This window comes from Clostridium intestinale DSM 6191 (assembly GCF_900130055.1).
Classification (GTDB): Bacteria; Bacillota; Clostridia; order Clostridiales; family Clostridiaceae; genus Clostridium_T; species Clostridium_T intestinale.
In genome coordinates this window covers 1-19329 of record NZ_FQXU01000005.1, presented here as the reverse complement: position 1 = coordinate 19329, position 19329 = coordinate 1, and the positions used below count along the sequence as shown (strand labels likewise).

Annotated in this window: 14 protein-coding genes; all 14 read right to left on the bottom strand. The window is 29.7% G+C overall.

All coding sequences use genetic code 11. The annotated features are described in order from the left end of the window. Positions 1 to 121: 121 nt before the first annotated feature. The gene (locus tag BUA92_RS06785; RefSeq protein WP_073018063.1) at positions 122 to 1228 is read right to left on the bottom strand and encodes a hypothetical protein; all 1107 of its coding nucleotides are present in this window, start codon (positions 1226 to 1228) and stop codon (positions 122 to 124) included. 134 nt (positions 1229 to 1362) lie between these two features. Then, positions 1363 to 1758 (bottom strand): GtrA family protein, encoded by a 396-nt coding sequence (locus BUA92_RS06780; protein WP_073018061.1) that lies wholly within the window; start codon positions 1756 to 1758, stop codon positions 1363 to 1365. Positions 1759 to 1791: 33 nt separating this feature from the next. Next, a complete protein-coding gene (locus tag BUA92_RS06775) occupies positions 1792 to 3267 on the bottom strand; it encodes an ArnT family glycosyltransferase (protein WP_073018059.1) in 1476 nt (491 codons plus the stop codon). 20 nt (positions 3268 to 3287) lie between these two features. After that, the gene (locus tag BUA92_RS06770; RefSeq protein WP_073018057.1) at positions 3288 to 4226 is read right to left on the bottom strand and encodes a glycosyltransferase family 2 protein; all 939 of its coding nucleotides are present in this window, start codon (positions 4224 to 4226) and stop codon (positions 3288 to 3290) included. A gap of 156 nt (positions 4227 to 4382) precedes the next feature. After that, positions 4383 to 8606, bottom strand: coding sequence for a non-ribosomal peptide synthetase (locus BUA92_RS06765; protein WP_073018055.1), 4224 nt, complete (start codon positions 8604 to 8606; stop codon positions 4383 to 4385). A 165-nt stretch (positions 8607 to 8771) separates the two neighbouring features. After that, the gene (locus BUA92_RS06760) at positions 8772 to 9785 is read right to left on the bottom strand and encodes an SIS domain-containing protein (protein WP_073018053.1); all 1014 of its coding nucleotides are present in this window, start codon (positions 9783 to 9785) and stop codon (positions 8772 to 8774) included. Between the two features lie 20 nt (positions 9786 to 9805). After that, complete coding sequence (locus tag BUA92_RS06755; protein ID WP_073018051.1) at positions 9806 to 10882, bottom strand: SIS domain-containing protein; 1077 nt, start codon at positions 10880 to 10882, stop codon at positions 9806 to 9808. Between the two features lie 33 nt (positions 10883 to 10915). After that, entirely contained in the window at positions 10916 to 11731 is an 816-nt protein-coding gene (locus tag BUA92_RS06750; protein ID WP_073018049.1) for a PTS system mannose/fructose/sorbose family transporter subunit IID, read from the bottom strand. Beyond that, positions 11715 to 12473, bottom strand: a complete 759-nt coding sequence (locus BUA92_RS06745; RefSeq protein ID WP_242950097.1) for a PTS mannose/fructose/sorbose/N-acetylgalactosamine transporter subunit IIC — start codon at positions 12471 to 12473, stop codon at positions 11715 to 11717. The genes BUA92_RS06750 and BUA92_RS06745 overlap by 17 nt, the downstream gene beginning before the upstream one ends. A 13-nt stretch (positions 12474 to 12486) precedes the next feature. Beyond that, positions 12487 to 12966, bottom strand: a complete 480-nt coding sequence (locus tag BUA92_RS06740; protein ID WP_073018044.1) for a PTS sugar transporter subunit IIB — start codon at positions 12964 to 12966, stop codon at positions 12487 to 12489. 31 nt (positions 12967 to 12997) lie between these two features. Beyond that, positions 12998 to 13420, bottom strand: a complete 423-nt coding sequence (locus BUA92_RS06735; RefSeq protein WP_073018042.1) for a PTS sugar transporter subunit IIA — start codon at positions 13418 to 13420, stop codon at positions 12998 to 13000. A gap of 125 nt (positions 13421 to 13545) precedes the next feature. After that, positions 13546 to 16323 (bottom strand): sigma-54-dependent transcriptional regulator, encoded by a 2778-nt coding sequence (locus BUA92_RS06730; protein WP_073018040.1) that lies wholly within the window; start codon positions 16321 to 16323, stop codon positions 13546 to 13548. Between the two features lie 380 nt (positions 16324 to 16703). Then, entirely contained in the window at positions 16704 to 17339 is a 636-nt protein-coding gene (locus BUA92_RS06725) for a hypothetical protein (protein WP_073018038.1), read from the bottom strand. Positions 17340 to 17733: 394 nt separating this feature from the next. Further along, positions 17734 to 19329, bottom strand: a 1596-nt coding sequence (locus tag BUA92_RS06720; protein WP_175550871.1) for an N-acetylglucosaminidase, incomplete at its 5' end; no start/stop codon positions are given.

Genomic DNA, 19329 nt, shown 5'->3' with positions numbered 1-19329 from the left:
TCTATTTCTCCATAACTTTACTATTAATATAATAACACATTTTCCTTATATTAGTATAATACGCTTAAAATACAAGTATATAATGCAACAAAGAGTTGCTTAAACAGCAACTCTTTTTATCCTACTTAACATATTCATCTAAAATTTTTTTAAAATCCGTATTAACCTCATGTCTTGAAATAAAACTTATATTTGGATAGTATTCTGAAGTAAAATACACACCTTTTTGATTATAGATTCCAATAGTTACTGAATTTCCTAAAGCATCTCCCACAGAACCTTCATAGCTTGGTGTTGAATTTTGCGTATCTTTAATTTCATTAGTATTCATAATCATATCTACTTCAATTGGTATTTGTATATCTTTAACTTCTTCAATATTATTAAATGTAATAGTATTACTTGAACTTGTATTATCTTTATAATCCGGAGGAAGTTCTTTAGGTTCACTTTTTACTTCTGGTACAACTTGCTCTTTAGATTTTTTGTAGTTAAATAATTTATTAAAATATTTATCACTTGAATCTGGGATTATAGAATAATAATTATAAAATTCCAATATCCTAGATTTATCAGTAATTTCATTTATTATACTGTTTCCGTTTTTTATAAATTGAATTTTTGAAATATCTTCACCCTTATTTATCCCATAAAGCTCAAGATAAGCCTTTGTATCTTCATCCTTATTATTTATATAACTATCAAACCAAAAGAATTTAAAAAGTTTATATTCATTATCTACCTTTACAGCAACAATTCCATCACAACCAGCTGGAATATATCTATAAACCTCTTTTCCTATTAAAGATTCATCAACACTTGTAGAAATAGTCGTAAGTTTATCCCCAATATCTTTATCATTAATTATTTTCGGAAATTTAAACTCAGATTTTTCGCTTTCTGATAAAATATTATAGGTCTTATTCTCCATTTTAAATTGATTTGTAACTCTTGCAATATTGTCTTCTATAATAAAATCATCATTTACGTAACCTTTTTTATTTAAATTATAAAATACTAATGTTCCACCAAACACAAGAACTAAAATCAATAGCGGAATTGCTCTTTTTGCATATATAAACATATATGGAGTTTTGTCATTAGAATTATTCAGTACATTTTCTAACATTCTTTGTTTTGCTCCATAACTAGGCTTTAAACTTTCAAAATTTTTTAATTCATATATTTCTGAAACTTCCTTATTTGTGCGCACAAAAGAATCCATCATTTCACTTCCCCCTTCACTAATAATACGATTGAAATAGGAAAAAGGTTTAAATATATTTTATACATAAATAAAAAAAGTTGAAGGCTATAACTAAATAATACCCCTCAACTTTTATACTTTAAATATGTAAAAGTTTATACTTTAAATGTCCATATTTTATTTAATAAGTAATTGATAACTACAGTTATACAAGTAGTTATTAATTGAGCTATAGTAGTATTAAAGCTAAGCTGTTTAACCAAAACCATAAGAATCCCTGTACTAACTGCTAAAGATAATAAATTGACCAAAGCAAACTTTATAAAATACATCTTAGACTCATTATTAACTTTAAATACCCAATTTTTACTCCAGATAAATCCATTTATCATTCCACATATATACCCTATAATATTAGCTACTAAATAATTAATTCCTAGTTTTAATAGAATATTATAAACAACAAAGGTTATTAATGTGTTTGATACACCTACAATACCGAATTTTATGAATTCCTTTTTTCCTTTAATAAGATTTATTATACTTGTCATTACTCCACCTTCTACAATAAATAAATATTTAATTTATCTATTTTTTAATAAGTATAGACCATTATCCTGGTTTAGTATTTCCAAACTAGTAACCCTGTCTTTATTTTTATTATAATTATCTTCACTTATAATTATAATGCTATCTTTTTGTTCTTTCATAAATTCTTCAATTCCTCCATTTTTACATAATAAATCTGCTGAAAACTCTGCTACTAAAAGCCTGCCTTGAGACCATTGATTATTTTCAATTTCTATATATGCATTAGAGCTATGAATCCCCTTATTTTCAGCAACATTTTTAGATATAAAATTTTGTATCAAGTCAGCACCTGGATTTCTAACCGCTGATATATTAAATTTAATTTCTTTAGCAGATACTCCTAATATTAATATAATTATAATTAGTTTTATAATTAAGAACGACCTTCTATCTTTTATTATTTTCCCTATTGCTCTTGCTGCAACAATATACAAAGGTATATATATCGGAAGTATATACCACGCTATCTTAGTTTTTGCATAAGTAAACACAGCAAGAGGAACTACTATCCATAATATAAGCGCTATTGTATCATACTCTTTAATTTTAATATTTCTATAATACAATATTAATGATATAGCCATAATTACTGTAAGTGTAATCATTAAAACTCTATTACTATCTAAAATGCTTTTAAAATAAAACCATACAGAACCTGTATGTCCTTCAAGTGGATTTTTGCTCCTCTCTAACAAATCATATCTAACCATCTCTGTTAAAAAATAAGTTCCATCTTTATAAATTCTAGCAACTATCCACCCTAAAATTGGTGCTACAAAAGAAGTCATAAATGCTATCCATTGTCTTATTTTTAATTTACTTATCTCCCCACTAAATATTAAAAATAACCCACCTATAGCTACTATTGAAAAAGCATGCCAGCTTTTTGTTAAAAAAGCTAAGGAAAAAAAGAGTCCTGAAAAATATAATGCTTTTTTTGTCTTTTCTATATACATCATGGAAAGCATAGATAAGGTGAAAAATAATACAAACATTGCATCAGCATCACCACTTCTACCCATGTGACTTAAATATAGTGGTGAAGATGCTGCAAATAAAACTAAGGATATTACTGATTCAAGTCTACCATATCTTTTTCTTATAAATAATCCTACAATACAAATAGTTATAAACATAGATACAGCTGAATATAATCTCATAGAGAATATAGAAACTCCAAAAATCTTAAAAAACATTATTATAGCCCAAAAACTCATTGGCGGTTTTAAGTTCCAATAGTCATTGGTATAATTATATGTATTTACTACATATTCATTGTTCTTAAACATTTCATATGCACTAATGCCGTGTCTAGCTTCATCCCAATCTTGTACAGGAAGTGCTCCAAGGTTTTTAAAGCATATATATCCTATTACAAGCATTATAAGTGTAAAAAATATAAAATAATATTTCTCTATAAAAGAAATTATAGAATAATATATTAGATTTATTTTATTTTTTGAATTCAACAATTTACCACCTCAAGCTACTATTCTATATTTACTTCCTTCTCTATTACATATAGAGGTCTTCCTTTACTTTCATCATATATTCTTCCTATGTATTCACCTAGAACTGATATACTTAGTAATTGGACTCCCCCTAAAAAAGTTACCGCAGTCATTATAGATGCCCATCCAGATACCACATTAACATCATTGGTTAATTTTCTAATTAAAGCATACAAAAATATAATTAATGATATGGAAACACAAAACACCCCTAAAGATCCCATAAGTTTAAGTGGTTTTGCTGAAAAAGATATTATACCATCTGATGCAAACTTTATCATTTTCTTTAATGGATATTTAGTTTCCCCTGCAAATCTCTCATCTCTTTCATATTCAATAGGTGTTTGCTTAAAACCTACCCAGCTAACCATTCCACGAACAAATCTATTATTTTCTTTCATTGTTTTAAGAACATTAACAACATCCCTATCCATAAGTCTAAAATCACCAGTATCTAAAGGTATATCTATATCAGTCATCTTATCTAAAATTCTATAAAACATGCCTGCTGTAAAAAGTTTAAAGAAAGATTCGCCCTTTCTCTTTTTTCTTTTAGCATAAACAACCTTATACCCTTCATTCCACAAATCAATCATTTTAGGAATAAGTTCTGGTGGATCCTGTAAATCAGCATCTATTACAACCACAGCATCTCCCTTTGCTTTATCTACTCCTGCAGTAACTGCAATTTGATGTCCAAAGTTCCTTGAAAAACTTATTATCTTAGTATTGTTATCTTCCTCTGCTATCTTATTAAGAATCTCGAATGTCTTATCCTTACTCCCATCGTTAACAAATATAAACTCATAATTTATCTCATTATCATTCATTACTTTTTTCAATCTTTTATAACATTCGTCAGCAACCTTCTCTTCATAATACATTGGAACTACAATAGAAATTAATTTATTATGCATTTTTACCTCCAAATAGAATAAATCCGTAAATACTTAAATCATTATACCATAATGAGCAAAATTATTTATATTAAATAATAAGTTTTACTATCGACAGGAGCTGCTTAATATTTCAAAGCAACTCTTAAAAACTTATTTATTCTCGACTTCTCGTTTCTAAAACACCCCAACCCCCTTAATATACTCTTCATCCACACAGTTCCATTCAAACCCCACTCCCTTAAGAAACTCTTTAGTGAAGTTTAATTTTATATTTACACTTAAAGTATTCATATTTTCCTTTATTCCATTTAAATATAGATATAAAACTCCAACCTTGTCCTCTTCTTTATTAGCATTAACAATATTGTAGAAATCTAACGTTGATATTGTGTTTAATTTCTTATTAAGCATATCAAATAGTTTTATATAACTTATTTCATTATGGTTTATTAAGTGAAATACTCCACAGCTTTCAGTAAATTTAGCTATTTTAATCACTGCTTCTGCACATTTATCAACAGGAGTAAGATCAATTATGGAATTCTGGAGTTCTTTACAGGTAACTCCTAGTTTATGGATTGCAAGGGTTCTATTTATAAATCCATTGTCTTTAGGATTCTTCTGAAATCTCCCATCCCCCTCTCTCCACATTAAGTTACCAACTCTTAAAATACAAACATCTAAGCCCTTCTCCATTGAATCAATAACAGCTTTTTCAGCTAAATATTTAGTGTGAATATATACATTATCCTTATAAGCTTGACCTATATAAAGATTGTTTTCACTAAACTCTGGCATCTTTTGACTTTGTTTTATAATCCCTTGTCCTGAAACACTCATAGTAGATATGTGATACATCCTAGCTCCTGACTTTAAGCAAAATTTTATAACTTCTTCTGTTCCTTTAACATTGGTTTTATAAAAGTCCTCATAAACCCCAAAATGCTTAATATTTGCAGCTGTATGAATAACTGTATCTATTTCATTTCTTTCCTTATTATATATATCTAATTCTAGTCCTAAATTATCTTCCCTTATGTCACCTTTTACGCAGCTTATTCTCCTTTTCATATTAACTACATCTGGTTTATCAAAATAATATTCTAGAGAACTATAAAATCTTTTTTCATCTCTTACTAAACAGGTTACCTTAACATCTTTATAACTACTTAAAAGTTTAAATAATATATGCGTTCCCAAAAATCCACTTGCCCCAGTTAATAAGACATTTTTCATCTCTTTTTTATTATTAAACTTCCTAAATCTATTAGAAATATCCAAATAATCTAAGTCATCGTACTCATTAACTTCACTCTTTCCCTCATTTAATCCAGAGGCAAGTTCTCTTATAGTTGGATATTTATAGATTTCTTCTATCTCTACCTTTATACCTTGCTTTTCAGCTAAAATCTGCAGTTGAATAGCTATTAATGAATCTCCACCAAGATCATCAAAGAGATTATCATCAATACCTATGTTTTTAGTATCAAACAAATCATAAAAAATCCTAGCTATTTTTCTCTCTAAATCATTTCTTGGAACTACAAAGGCTTTAGTTCTTATATTATTAATTTCTGGCTCTGGAAGATTATTTCTATCAACTTTACCATTAGGAGTAATAGAAAAAGCCTCTACTTTTATAAAATATGTTGGAACCATATATTCAGCTAAAGTTTCCTTAAGAAAGCCTTTAACCTTTTGTGTTTCTATATCTTCTTTAGAAACATAATAGGCACATAAATGTTTCTTTCCACTTTTATCCTTATAAACATTAACTATAGCTTGACTTATCCCCTCATATCCCTCAATCTTTTTCTCTATCTCTCCAACCTCAACTCTAAAGCCTCTTATTTTGATTTGGTTATCTATTCTTCCCAAATATTCTATATCCCCACTCTTTGTCCACTTTCCTAAATCCCCTGTTCTATACATTCTCTCACCTAAGACAAAAGGATTTTCAATAAATCTTTCTTTCGTTATTTTTTCGTTATTTATATAACCTGCTCCAACCCCAGCTCCAGATACATACATCTCTCCCTTTTTACCTACTGGTACAGGCTTCATGTATTTATCCAAAATATAAATCATAACATTATCACTAGGAACCCCTATTGGAACAGATTCCTTATTATCTCTAAAATAATCATATTTATAAATCATACATCCAACCACAGTTTCTGTAGGTCCATATTCATTATAAATCTCTATATTTCCCTTAAATTCTTTATATACTTTTTTAGCTACTTCAGTTTTTAAATCTTCCCCGCCTACAATTAGTTTATTAACCTTATTAGTGTGCACATTTTTAAAAAGGTTTAAATGAGTTGGAGTAAGCTTCATTACCCCCACCTTATCCTCCTCAATAATTTTATCTAGAGTTCTCTTTATATTTTCATTTCTATATATTATTATGGCTGCCCCTGATATAATTGGTGTAAAAATTGAGGTAACTGTTAAATCAAAAGAATATGGAGTAAATAAGGGAAAGTTAACAGCTTTATTATCACAATAAATCTTTTTTGCCCACAAAATATAATTAACAACTCCACTATGAGTTATCATAGCTCCCTTAGGTTTACCTGTAGAACCAGATGTATAGATTAAATAAACAAGATTTTTTGAATCATAACTTATGTCTAAATTAGAAACCTCTTCTTCACATTTATTAAGAGTATCCATGCATATACACTGAACATTTAAAAGCTTGTCTTTAAACTTAGCAGAAGATAACACCATTTTAGTTCCACTATCCTCTATCATATATTTTATTCTTTCCTCAGGATAATCTGGATCTATTGGTAGATAAGCCCCTCCTGCTTTTAAAACTCCTAAAATCCCTATAATAGTTTCAAATGACCTTTCTAACAACAATCCCACTATTACATTAGAGCCCACTCCCTTACTTCTAAGAATTAAAGCAAGATTGTTACTTCTATTATTTAATTCTTTGTAGGTTAAAAATTTCCCCTCATATTCCAGAGCAATATTATCAGGAGTTTTTTCTACCTGTTCTTCAAAAAGCTCATGTATACATTTATTCCTTGGATAATCAGCTAAAGTATTATTAAACCCATATAAAAGATTATACCTTTCCTTATCATTAACTAACTCCATTTCATGAAGCTTTAAGCTCATAATCTCAATTCCTTGATTAATAAAAAGCATTAAAGTATTATATAAATCCTCAATCTCCTCTTCTGTAAATAACTCCACTAAATAATCAAAATTCAAAACCAAAACACCTAAGTCATCCCTATCATCTATATGTAAACAAATAGACTCTAACAAATGCCCATTAAAATACCACTTAGTCTTAAAATTATCACCTTCATCACACTTAACAATCTTAGCATTTTGATAAGACACACTAATATCATAAAGATTATTCTTAATCTTATGTTTTTTTCTTATCTCAGACAACAAAACACTATAAGGATATCTTTGATGACGAAATACCTGCCTGTGTTCCTTCCCTATGATCTTACATAACTCCAAAAAGGTATTGTTTTTATCTATTTCTATTCTCATAGGAACAGTACTTACAAACATTCCACTTGTTGCTTTTTCTCTTTTATCTCTTCTATTTAAAACAGGAACTCCTAAAGTTACATCCTTAATATCAAAAAATCTCTCGATATATATTCCTATAGCCGCTTCAAATAAAACCCCAGGAGAAATTAAGTTTTCTCTACAAAAATTCTTTATCTTATCTAACCGTTCTTCATTAATAATAAAAGTTTTTCTACTTGCCAAAGTACTATAAGAAGCCTTATCCCTTGTCTTCATTGAGGAAAAAGTAGGCTTATATTTAAACTTTTCATCCCAATACTCCTTGTCTTTTTCATATTTAGATGAAGTTAGATAATTATTTTCACTAACCACATACTCTATATAAGAAGGCTTAACCTCAAAAGCTAACTCTTCTCCCTCCATTAAGACTTTATAATACTCCATAACTTGAGAGCCAATTAAAGCCATAGTCCAAGCATCAGCTATAATATGATGAATTTTAAGATAAAACCCAATCTCCCCATCAAAAGCTCTTATAATAACAACATCAAATAAATCTTCTTCATATAAACTAAATGGAGCCCTCATATTCTTATTAACCCACTTTTCCTGCTCCTCTTTAGATTTACCATAAAAATCAACCATCTTAAAGTTCCTAAAGCTATAACTAGAAACATACTGCACAGGATTAAAATCAACCATTTTAATATGAATCCTAATAGAATCATTAACCTCTATTAGTTTATTAATAGCCTTTTCTAAAACATTTACATTGACCTCCTCATTAAAAAATATAGTTCCTCCTATACACCCAATAGGAGTTTCCTTAACGACCATTTCAGTTTCCCATATACCTCTCTGTGGATGTGTTAAATTAAAATACTCCACAACAACCCCTCCTTTTACATAAAAATACATATTTTATTTTTTATACCAATATTATACCAAATAATTCTAAATTTGTTTATTTTATTATAAAAAAATTTAAGACGTTTTGACATGCTAATTGCATTTCAAAACGCCTCTTTCTCTTACCCTATTTCATACAATATATTAATATTCTAAAACTCTATAGTATCTTCTTGTATCTAGAGAATGATTTCTCTTTTTCTCTAAGTACACACTTATACGATCAACTACAGCAGTAACTATCATTTGACCTATTATTACTCTAAATTCGTCACTTATACCTTTTACTTCATAATCCTTTGTGTCAATTACTGTGAACTTTTTAGTGTACTGTTTTGTGAAGTTATCAACACGATCACATATTAATCTAGTTTCGTCTTCACCTTTTATTAGTACTACACAAGTGTCTTCCTCAACTATTTCAAGAGTTCCATGGAAATACTCAGCAGCTTGTATAGATTTTGATTTTATCCATTGCATTTCTTCTAATACACACATTGCATAAGAATAAGTTTTTCCCCATAGGCTTCCGCTTCCAATCCAAAGTTGATAAGTTTCATCCTTATAATTTTCAGCAAAGATTTCTGCCTTTTTATCCGCTTGTCCTCTTACTTTTACCATAGCTTCTGGAAGATTTTTAAGCTCATCAGCAAATCTTTCATACTCTGGGAATTCTCCATTGTTGTGTAGTAAACGGAACAATAAGAAATATAAAATCATATTCTCTGGATCGCTACCAGCAAAATTTTCTACTTTCTCTACTATTGAATAATCTACTAACTCATCAAGAGGAGAGCCAGATACTCTTACAATACCTACAGTTGGTATTCCTTTTTCTTTAAGATACTTAGCAGCTTGTACAGTTTCTTTTGTATCTCCTGATTTTGATTGTAATATTACAAGAGACTTTTCTGTTAATTGTTTATTTTCCTTTAATATAACCTCAGCTGCTATCTCTGAATAAACAGGAATTTTAGATTTAGTTTTCCAGATGTACTCAAAAGTTTGTGTAACTGCTAGTGAGCCTCCTGATGCTATGAAAAATAAATTTTCAAAACCCTTTTTGGAAATATCATCTGCTAATTTCTCTACTTCAGGTCTTAGTGCGTAGGCATCCTTTCCTAATTGTAAATAGTGTTTCTCATCAAAATTAAACATTTTCTTTCCTCCTAGTTATTTTATTGTAGCTTACTTGATAAGCATGAATGAAAATCTGTAAAGATTCTTATCCCTAAAGGTATCCCCTTATCTTCAGCTAATCTATAAGATAAAATTTGTATTGGGATAACAAATAATAATGTACTAAAATCTTCATCCTCATCATAACCTAGTGCTAGTGTCTTTTTATCATGAGCAGTTTCTTCATAAGTTATTGTGTAACAGTAGTTGCTTGTCCTCTTTGAATACTCTTCTAATTTATCTATTCTCTCTTTCATATCCCCACAAGTTTTTAGGAAAAACATATAATGATCATCCTTTAATTCTAAATAAGGGCCATGAGTATATTCTTCAAGCTCAAAGGATGATATAGGAATCCTAACAGTTTCAGCTATTTTAGTATTGCTTTCTGAAGCAACCCCAACGCTTGGACCATATCCTACAGTTTTCATTCTTTTAGCTAATACAAACTCTTCTTTATTAGCTTCATACCAGTCATTACTCTTGTTAATACTGTCCGGTATCTTGCTTATTACCTTCTCTAACTTCATAATTTCTAAATTATATATCTCTTCATCTATCTTATTTTTTAAATAAGCTCCCTCTAAAGCCATAAGCATTAAAGTTAATACTGTAGCTGTAAATCCTTTAGTTACGTAACCTACCTTTTCTTCTCCACAGTTTATGTCAATTACCTTAGAAACATAGCTGCATATAGGACTATCAACATTTCCAGTAACAACTAAAACATCCTTTGCTCCCATTTCTTTAGCTTTCTTTAAAGCATCAATAGTTGAAGTACTTTTTCCACCTTGAGATATTGCAATAACTATAGAATCCTTATCAAAAACCTTATCATAATATATAAATGTACCAGGCATTTTTATTTGTACTTCTATGTTAAGCATATTTTCTATATAATACTTGGCACAATTAAGAGCATTTACTGAAGAACCTGTAGCTAAAAACACAAGCTTATTGCTGTTGTTATTTTTAAGAATTTCTAGAAAAGGAGCTGTTTTTTCTTTTCTTTCTTTTAATACTTTCTTGCAAACCTCTTCCTCTTCTAAAATATAGGTATACATAGTTTCATTCATATAATCTTCTCCTTTTTAAAAAGTTACTATTAGCTATGATAATGCTGCGATTCCTATTCCTACTACTATAAGTCCTAAAATAATATGTGTTGCCTTAGCTCCTTTACCTAAAAGATAGTATATTAACCCTGTTAAACCTAATGGTAATAAAGCCGGCATGATACCATCTAAAATGTCCTGTAATGCTACTGCTGTATCCCCACTTCCTACAGTAAAAGGAAGAGTAAAGCTTACCATAGATGCTGTCATGGCTCCTATAACCATAAGCCCTAATATTGATGCACCATAAGTTACTTTTCCCATTAATCCTGACTCTTCAACTTTGCTCAGTAAGCCAGTTCCTAATCTGTATCCTCCAAACATACATATATAACGAAGTATCCAGTGAGGCACATTAAATATAAGTAAAAATAATATCGGTCCTAATATACTTCCTTGAGCTGATAAGGAAACACCAACACCTGCTGCTATTATCTTTAAAGTTCCCCAGAAGAAAGAATCTCCTATTCCAGCTATTGGTCCCATGAGTCCAGTCTTAACTGAAGATATTGAACTTTCATCAAAATTCTCATCATTAGAGTTCTGTTCTTCCATTGCAGTCGATATTCCAAGTAATAAGGTAACTATTTGTGGTGTTATGTTTACAAACTCCAAATGTCTTTTAAGTGCTCTACTTAAATCTTCTTTTTTGTCATACAATTTCTTAAGAACAGGTATCATAGAATATGCATATCCTAAATGAGCCATTCTTTCATAGTTCCAAGATCCTTCAAGAGTAAAAGATCTCCAAAATACTTTTCTTAAATCCTTGTCTGTTATTTTCTTATTGTCTTTAGAATTCGTTGTCATCTTCCACTACCCCCTTATCTACATTATTGTTGCTATTATTAGTAACTATAAGTGCAGCAATAACACCCATGATTGCTATTCCCATAACTGGTACCTTCAAATATGCTGCTATAGCAAATCCTAAGAAAAAGAATGGAACTACTTGTTTTGTCATAATCATTCTAGCTAAAAGAGCAAACCCTACAGCTGGTAATAATCCAGTAGCAACAGATAAACCATTTATAATCACTTTAGGAACCATTGCTAAGAAAGATTCAACAACTCCGCTTCCTAGATTAAAAGATACTGTAACTATCAAACTCATAGATACTACAAATACGAAAGTTGACATGAGATGCATCATTTCAATGCCTCTTGCATTTCCTTCCTCAGCATACCTATCAGCTTTATGAGCTAATATAGGTCTAATAAGTAAATATATACAGTTCTTAGCTAACAAACCTATTGTTGCTATAGGTAATGCTAAAGCAAGTGCAACTTCTGCTCCCGCTCCTGATTTAATAGCAAAGGCTGTTCCAAGTATTCCCCCTGCAGTAACCTCTGGTGGTATAGCAGCACCTATAGCCGCTACTCCCATAAATACTAATTCAATTGCAGCGCCTATTATAAGTCCTTGTCTCAAATCTCCTAATGCCAAGCCTACTAAAGTACCCATTACTATAGGTCTTTGAATCATTTGTGTCCCTAAAAAATACTCAAGATAACCGAAAACTGCAATTAAGCCAATTAATAATGTTTCCATAATAATTCCTCCTTTATTTATTCTTTATCAAACTCATAGCTTTTGCCTTACTCTCACTAGGAACCTGTCTAACCTCAACCTCAATACCATCATTATTTAATTCCTCTATCATCTTAATTTCATCCTTTGTAAGATGAACAACCTTTGAAATAGATATAGTTCCTTCTTTTGGTTTAGTTCCACCAAGATTTATACTTTTTATATTCTTTACAGCTTTAACTATCTTAGCTGCATCCCCTAAAAATTCAACAACTATAAAAAGCTTATACTTATCTGTTTTACCTTCAACTATTGCTTTGATTGAATCCTCAATATTCTTTATAACAAGCTTTACTCCACTTGGTTTTGCAAGTTTTATAGTTGTCATTCTCAAATCATCTAAAACAACATTATCATTTGCAATTAAGATACAATCTGCTTGTAAATAACTAGTCCAGGAGAATGCCACCTGTCCATGTAATAATCTATGGTCTACTCTTAATAGCTTTATCATATGAATCCCTCACTTTCTTAAAATACTTACTTTAAAAATCCTCATCTTCAACTTTTTCAGCAAACTTTAATATACTATTACAGTACTGAATAGTTTTTTTGCTGCCCACCAAAACATCTTCTATCAAAAGTTCAATATCCTCCTCCTCTTGCCTTGATATTAGTTCTATTAACAATGGTAGATTTAACCCGGAAATAAGATGGATTTTTCCCTGCCCAATGTAATTCATAAACTCATTATTAACACTTCCACCAAAAATATCAGTCAGGACTATTAATTCCTCATCTTCTTTCATCTTATTTATTATCTTAAGAACTTCTTTCTTTAAATCATTTTTTCCATCTACATATGCACATAACGTAGACACATTATTCTGCTCCCCCATTATTATCTTTAGGGAATTATATATTCCATCTGCAAAATATCCATGGGTAGCTAACAAAAAACTCCTCATTAACTAAACTTCATCCTTTCTATCATTAATTACTACTTTCTAACTTCTACTTCTTATTTCATTTTACAATTATTATATATAGCAAAAGGCGTGCCAATATAGTGGCACGCCTTCTTTTAAATTTTCTAAAACTCTTCTAAACTCTCTATTTTAGCCGAAAGTATATCATAAATATACCCTATTTCCTCAATGTTAATTTTGACATTATAAATCTCTTCTATGACACTAAAGGATTTTTGTATATAATCAATCATAGTTTTTTGACACTTTGAAAACTCGCTTATATCAGGATAATCCTTAATAGGTGCCTGCCTTATCAATCTCTCAACAAGACAGCTGGTATGAACATATAAAGCTATCTTTTTATCATTAGGAAGTCTTTTACCCATAAAAACCTCAAGATTGCTTAAACATTGTTCTACATGTTCTAATATCTTATTAGTATCAAGAATAGTTAAGAAACTTACAACACTCTCAAGAGAGAAATTACGGACTATATTATCATTAATATTTCTTATAATCCTCTCGTCAGCTATTCCATCAAATAACTTAATAAGTCTATCTTCACCTCTTCCAGATATTAAATCCTCTAAAGATATATAATTTATCTCATCAATATCAGGATTCATGGTTCCAATCACAGCTAAAACATCATATAATTGAAAAACTGCTTCCTTTGTTCCATGAGCTTTTAACCTTTCGTAGTCATGTACAACTATATTTATACTTAAATCCTTAGGTATACTCTGCTCCAATAGCTTTTGTATCTTCTTAGCTGTCCCTATACCAGTAGCACAGGAGGTTACTATTGCCTTTTCCTTAAAGGTTACTGGATAGATTATTTCATACTCAGTTTTATTATTTTCCTTTAGCTTTGTTATTATGTCTTCTAAGTAGACTTCTCTCCTTAACATATCTCCAACATACAAAGCCATTTGAGTAGAAACATTATTAATGATTATAACAGGTCCATTTATATAATCCTCAATTTTAGAATATATATCTTTAAGTGATCCCATATCCACAAGTATAATAAGCCCTTTTGAAACATCATTATTCTTTATATATTCTATTAACTTATAGGATATCTCTTTAATAGATATATCTATAGGCATATCAAAAGCCTCAAATATATTTTTCTCAAGCATCCTATTCACCACATTAGTTATGCTGCTAGCTGTTGCATAACCATGGGCAAGTATAACAGCCTTAGGATAATTGTTTTGTTTTTCAATATTTAAGCTTTTTAAATAAAAAGAAAGAAAAATCTCCTCCTCCATATTCAAGCTTATATCCATCTTGCTAGAAATAAGCTTTATAAGCTTTGACACTAGCTGATACTCCTCATTATTATTGGAAAGTATATAATTATACAACTGCTCCTTAAGCTTCTCTGAATCCTTATCCCACTCTATTATTTCAGAACCCTTAGAATATAAAAAGTACGCTATAGTGTAAATGCTATCTCCATTAAACTTTACATTATAACTTGCCTCCATATATCTAAAAACATCCTGTAGACTAGAAGTTGTAAAATGAAGCATAGTATTTTCAGTAGTATAAGACTTCTCAAAAACTAAGGTATCAATTAAAGCATAAATTTCATTAAAAACATTCTTCTCAAAGAACTCTACAGTTTCATCTTTTCTTTTATAATCACTATATAAACTAAAAATTTGCTTATAGGTATTTTTAATAATTTGTAGTATACTCTCTTCTTTTTCAAATAGTTCCTCAAGCCTTGTATTTGGTGTTATTATGGTTTCATCGCTGCTTTTATTAATATTAAAACTCTTTAGCTCTATTACCTCATGCAGTAATTTCTCTGGCATATCCTTAAGCCTAATCACAACCTTTTCAGCTTTAACATTTCTAGAGTATACTGAAGCACAGGTATATTTTATAGCATTTTCAAGCTCTCCCACATTTCCTTTAAACTTATAAGAAAGCAATGACTCAATAGCAGGTTTTGATATAGATAAAGTTTTATTAAAATTCTTAGCTTCACCAATCAAAAAATTATAGATAAACTGAAGCTTTTCCTTATTTCCTCTTTCATCTAAACCAGGTATTGTAACAAATATAGGAACACGTCTTAAGAAGGTCTTTAGGAAAGTATCTGTTAGAGATTCAGTAGTTGCGAATATAAGCCTAACCTTTGCCTTATGCCATTCTTCGCTTTCTCCCATTCTTTTAAATACTCCCTGATCCATAAAGGTAAACAGCTTTTCCTGTCCCTCTTCATTTAATCTGTGTACCTCATCTAAAAACAATATTCCGCCATCTGACGCTTCCAGCATACCTATTTTATTTTTTTCTGCCCCAGTAAAAGCACCCTTAACATATCCAAATAAGTTACTAGATAATAGTTCTGGATTATTATAATATTGGGCACAGTTAAATATTATAAATGGTGCATCTTCCGAAATAACACCCATCTCTATGCTGTATCTATGAATCAAATCCGCTATATAGCTTTTTCCTACTCCACTTGGTCCATTAAGCATAAGTGGAAGTCCATCACTTGGATAAAATATAGATGTCTTTATCTGCTCTATAGCCTTTTTTAAACTTCCTTCAGCACCTATAAGATTATTAAATATATCGTAACTATCTATTATAGGCTCTTCTAAATAAAGCTCCTCAAAGCTTGAATATATATTTCTCGATACCTTAAAAAAACACTCCTCAAACTTTCTCCTATGAAGAAAATACACCGGCCTAGTATTTATCTTTATTACTTGACCTTCCTCTACCATCTGATTAATATAATGGCTGACAGTATTTCTCTTAACCTTAAATACCTCAGAGATCTTATTTGCAGTATAATCTTCATTTTCATGTCCCTTAATAAAACTCTCTGTCTTTACCTCTAAATATTTAAGAATATCATCTTTTAACATAACTACATCCTCTCTTAATTCAGATTGTAAAATGAAATTTAAGAAGTTTGAATATAGCCACAAACTTAACACCTTTAATTTATCATAGGGAAAATTTTAAGTCAAACTATAAAAAAAGATAGCAATAGCCGAAAATAGACCATTACTATCTTTAAAAATACTTTTAAACTTTAAATCTCTTAACCATCTCACTTAAATTATTAGCAAAAACTGATTACTTTTCAGCTATTTCAGATATTTTTCTAATTAATTCAGAAAAACTAAAATGGATAACATTTTACCCTTTTTAGAACCGCATAAAAGTTTTTTTGATTATTTCGTTGTAGTATTTGCTTCTAAATTTATAATAATATGTATTTCTTATACTTAATTTTAGTATGTTAAACAGGTAAAACCATCTTCATGACATTCATGAGGTCTCTATTTAATGGTACCCAAATACCGTCTTCTAAAGTTAGATAAACTTCAACAGATGTACTTACTTCAGATGAAATTCCTTTTTCAAAATTTGCTCCAATAGCTTTAAATAGTAAATTTGCATATTCTTTGTCTGTCATTGAAATGCTTTCAGAACGTTCTTTTTCAATTTTAGCTAAACTATCTTCCTTTATTTTATTAAAATCAAATGCATTAATCTTAACTTCAACTTTTGCAGTATCTTCTTTTAGATATACTGGTAATATTTCATATTGTAATTTAGATAATCCAGTAAAAAATTCACTTCTTACTCTATATCTTACTTGTCGTGTAACAGCAAACTCTTCGACTTTTATTTTTGAAAGTTTATTTACCAATTGTTTATCTAGTTGCATAAAAAGTTCTATATATTCTGCATCATTATATCCTAATTCATCTTTAATAGATTTATCATTTTTAAATACTCTATCTAAATACATTTTAGTTGCTTCCTCTGGAGTTGTATCTAATTTAATTGTTTTAGATTTCGAGCACGAGACTATCATAGTGGTTACCAACAGTACTACTAGTAAAATACTAGCTCTTCTAAGCTTATTCATCAATATTTCCTCCCTTAAATCATGACTACCAGATAATAAACTGGTTTGCTAAGTTCTATACCTATATATAGAAACAATCTCTTTTTTCAATTTTATAGCTTTTCAATAATTAAAATAAATTTCAAGTTTTATACATCCTTTTACATGATTATTCAACTTACCTCCAAATACTATCTACATTATATTAAATTTGTAAGCAATTGTCCAAACTCATTTCGCAGTTGTTATATAAATTCACATAGTATGTAAAATATAATTTTATTATTATTAAGCATAGTTTATGATATCTCTTTTATGTTAAGTTTACAAGATTATCTTAAAATCTTTTAATATCCCTCTGCAGTAGAATATTAAAAGATAAAAGTGTGATGATTCATCACACTTTTATCTTTTATTAATTAAATATTGGAATTTCAAAATGAATTACAGGATTATCCATAGAATCAATTATACTTTTTATTCTAACAGTCTGTTTATATGCCCATTCAATATCAGTAGCATATTGATGCCACATTGAGCTAGTTGAGAAATCCCATCTCATTTTGTATAATGTATTTTGATTATAGGTTGTACTATTTATATAACCATCTCCAATCCATTTCGCACCACCTATAATAGCATCTTCTACTGTAAACCATCCTTCACTATAAGCTTTTTCACTTCCCCACAGATTAGCATCTTTGTCTAAAGCTCCTACTCCATACATATTAAATATTACTCTTGGTTCGACAGTTTTTGATTGTGATTTTACATTTCCAAACTCTTCATGAATCTTGTCCACAGTAATCTCGCCTCCAGCCAAAGCAGAAGTTCCATTTCCTGTTTCAAGTAATGCATGTGCAACTAGATATATGGGATTGACATTTGCTCTTCTTCCAGCCTCAATAAATGCCTGTCCTTTCCCATCTAGCACACCTTTCCCTTTTAAAACATTATTTAATTGATAAGCTTGTATTCCTTCACTATAAGTAAGCTTTAAAAACATATACTTTCCATAAGAATCATTAACAAAATTTAAAGGATTCATATAATAAGAAATCTCATCTTTTGTTGCTTCTCTCCAAGCAGTTCTATCTTGTATTAATGGTTTCTTTTCCATTTGAATATCTACATATGAATTAAAAGATTTTGGATAAGGGATATAAGTAGTAGTACTATGAACAATATTAATTTTAACTGTTGTCTCATCTAGAGTTCCATCATAGCCTATTGCTTGAACCTTAATCGTCTTAATTCCTTGATTCAAAGATGATGTATCTATTGTATATTCATACCCGCTTATACCTGCATTTCTATACTCTGGATATGCTTTCCCTACATCTAATCTTGGGAGCCCTACTCCAGTGCTTCCAACATAGTTATTATCTAAATATAATTTTATCTCCTTTATTGTTGATGCATTTACTGCCCACCCTCTTATCTTCAAATCATTATTAACTGACGAATTAATTGTTGGTTCGTCAATATAAGTTTTAGGAGTTGGCTTAATTATATTCACATTGGACGTATACGTTTGTGAAGAACCATCATTACCTATTGATTGTATAGATAATTCTTTAATACCAGGAGCTATATTAGAAACATCTACAGTGTACTCATATCCACTATTACTAGAATTAATGTATTCTGGATACACTTTTCCTACATCCGATCTTGAAATACCAATATTAGCACTTCCTATATATGTTTTATTAACATATATCTTAACTTCTTTTACTCCTGATGCATTTACTGCCCAGCCTCTTACTTTTATATTTCCATTTATTGGACTGTTAATTATTGGTTCATCTAGCCATGTATAGGCTGCACGTTTCTCTAAGTTTACTATACTAGTACTCTCCTGTATAGTTCCATCATTTCCTATTGCTTGTACTTTTATATTTTGAGTTCCCGCTGGGATAGATGTAGTATTTATATCATACTCATATCCACTCTTATCTGAATTAATATACTCTGGGTATGCATTTCTAACATCTGGTCTTGACATTCC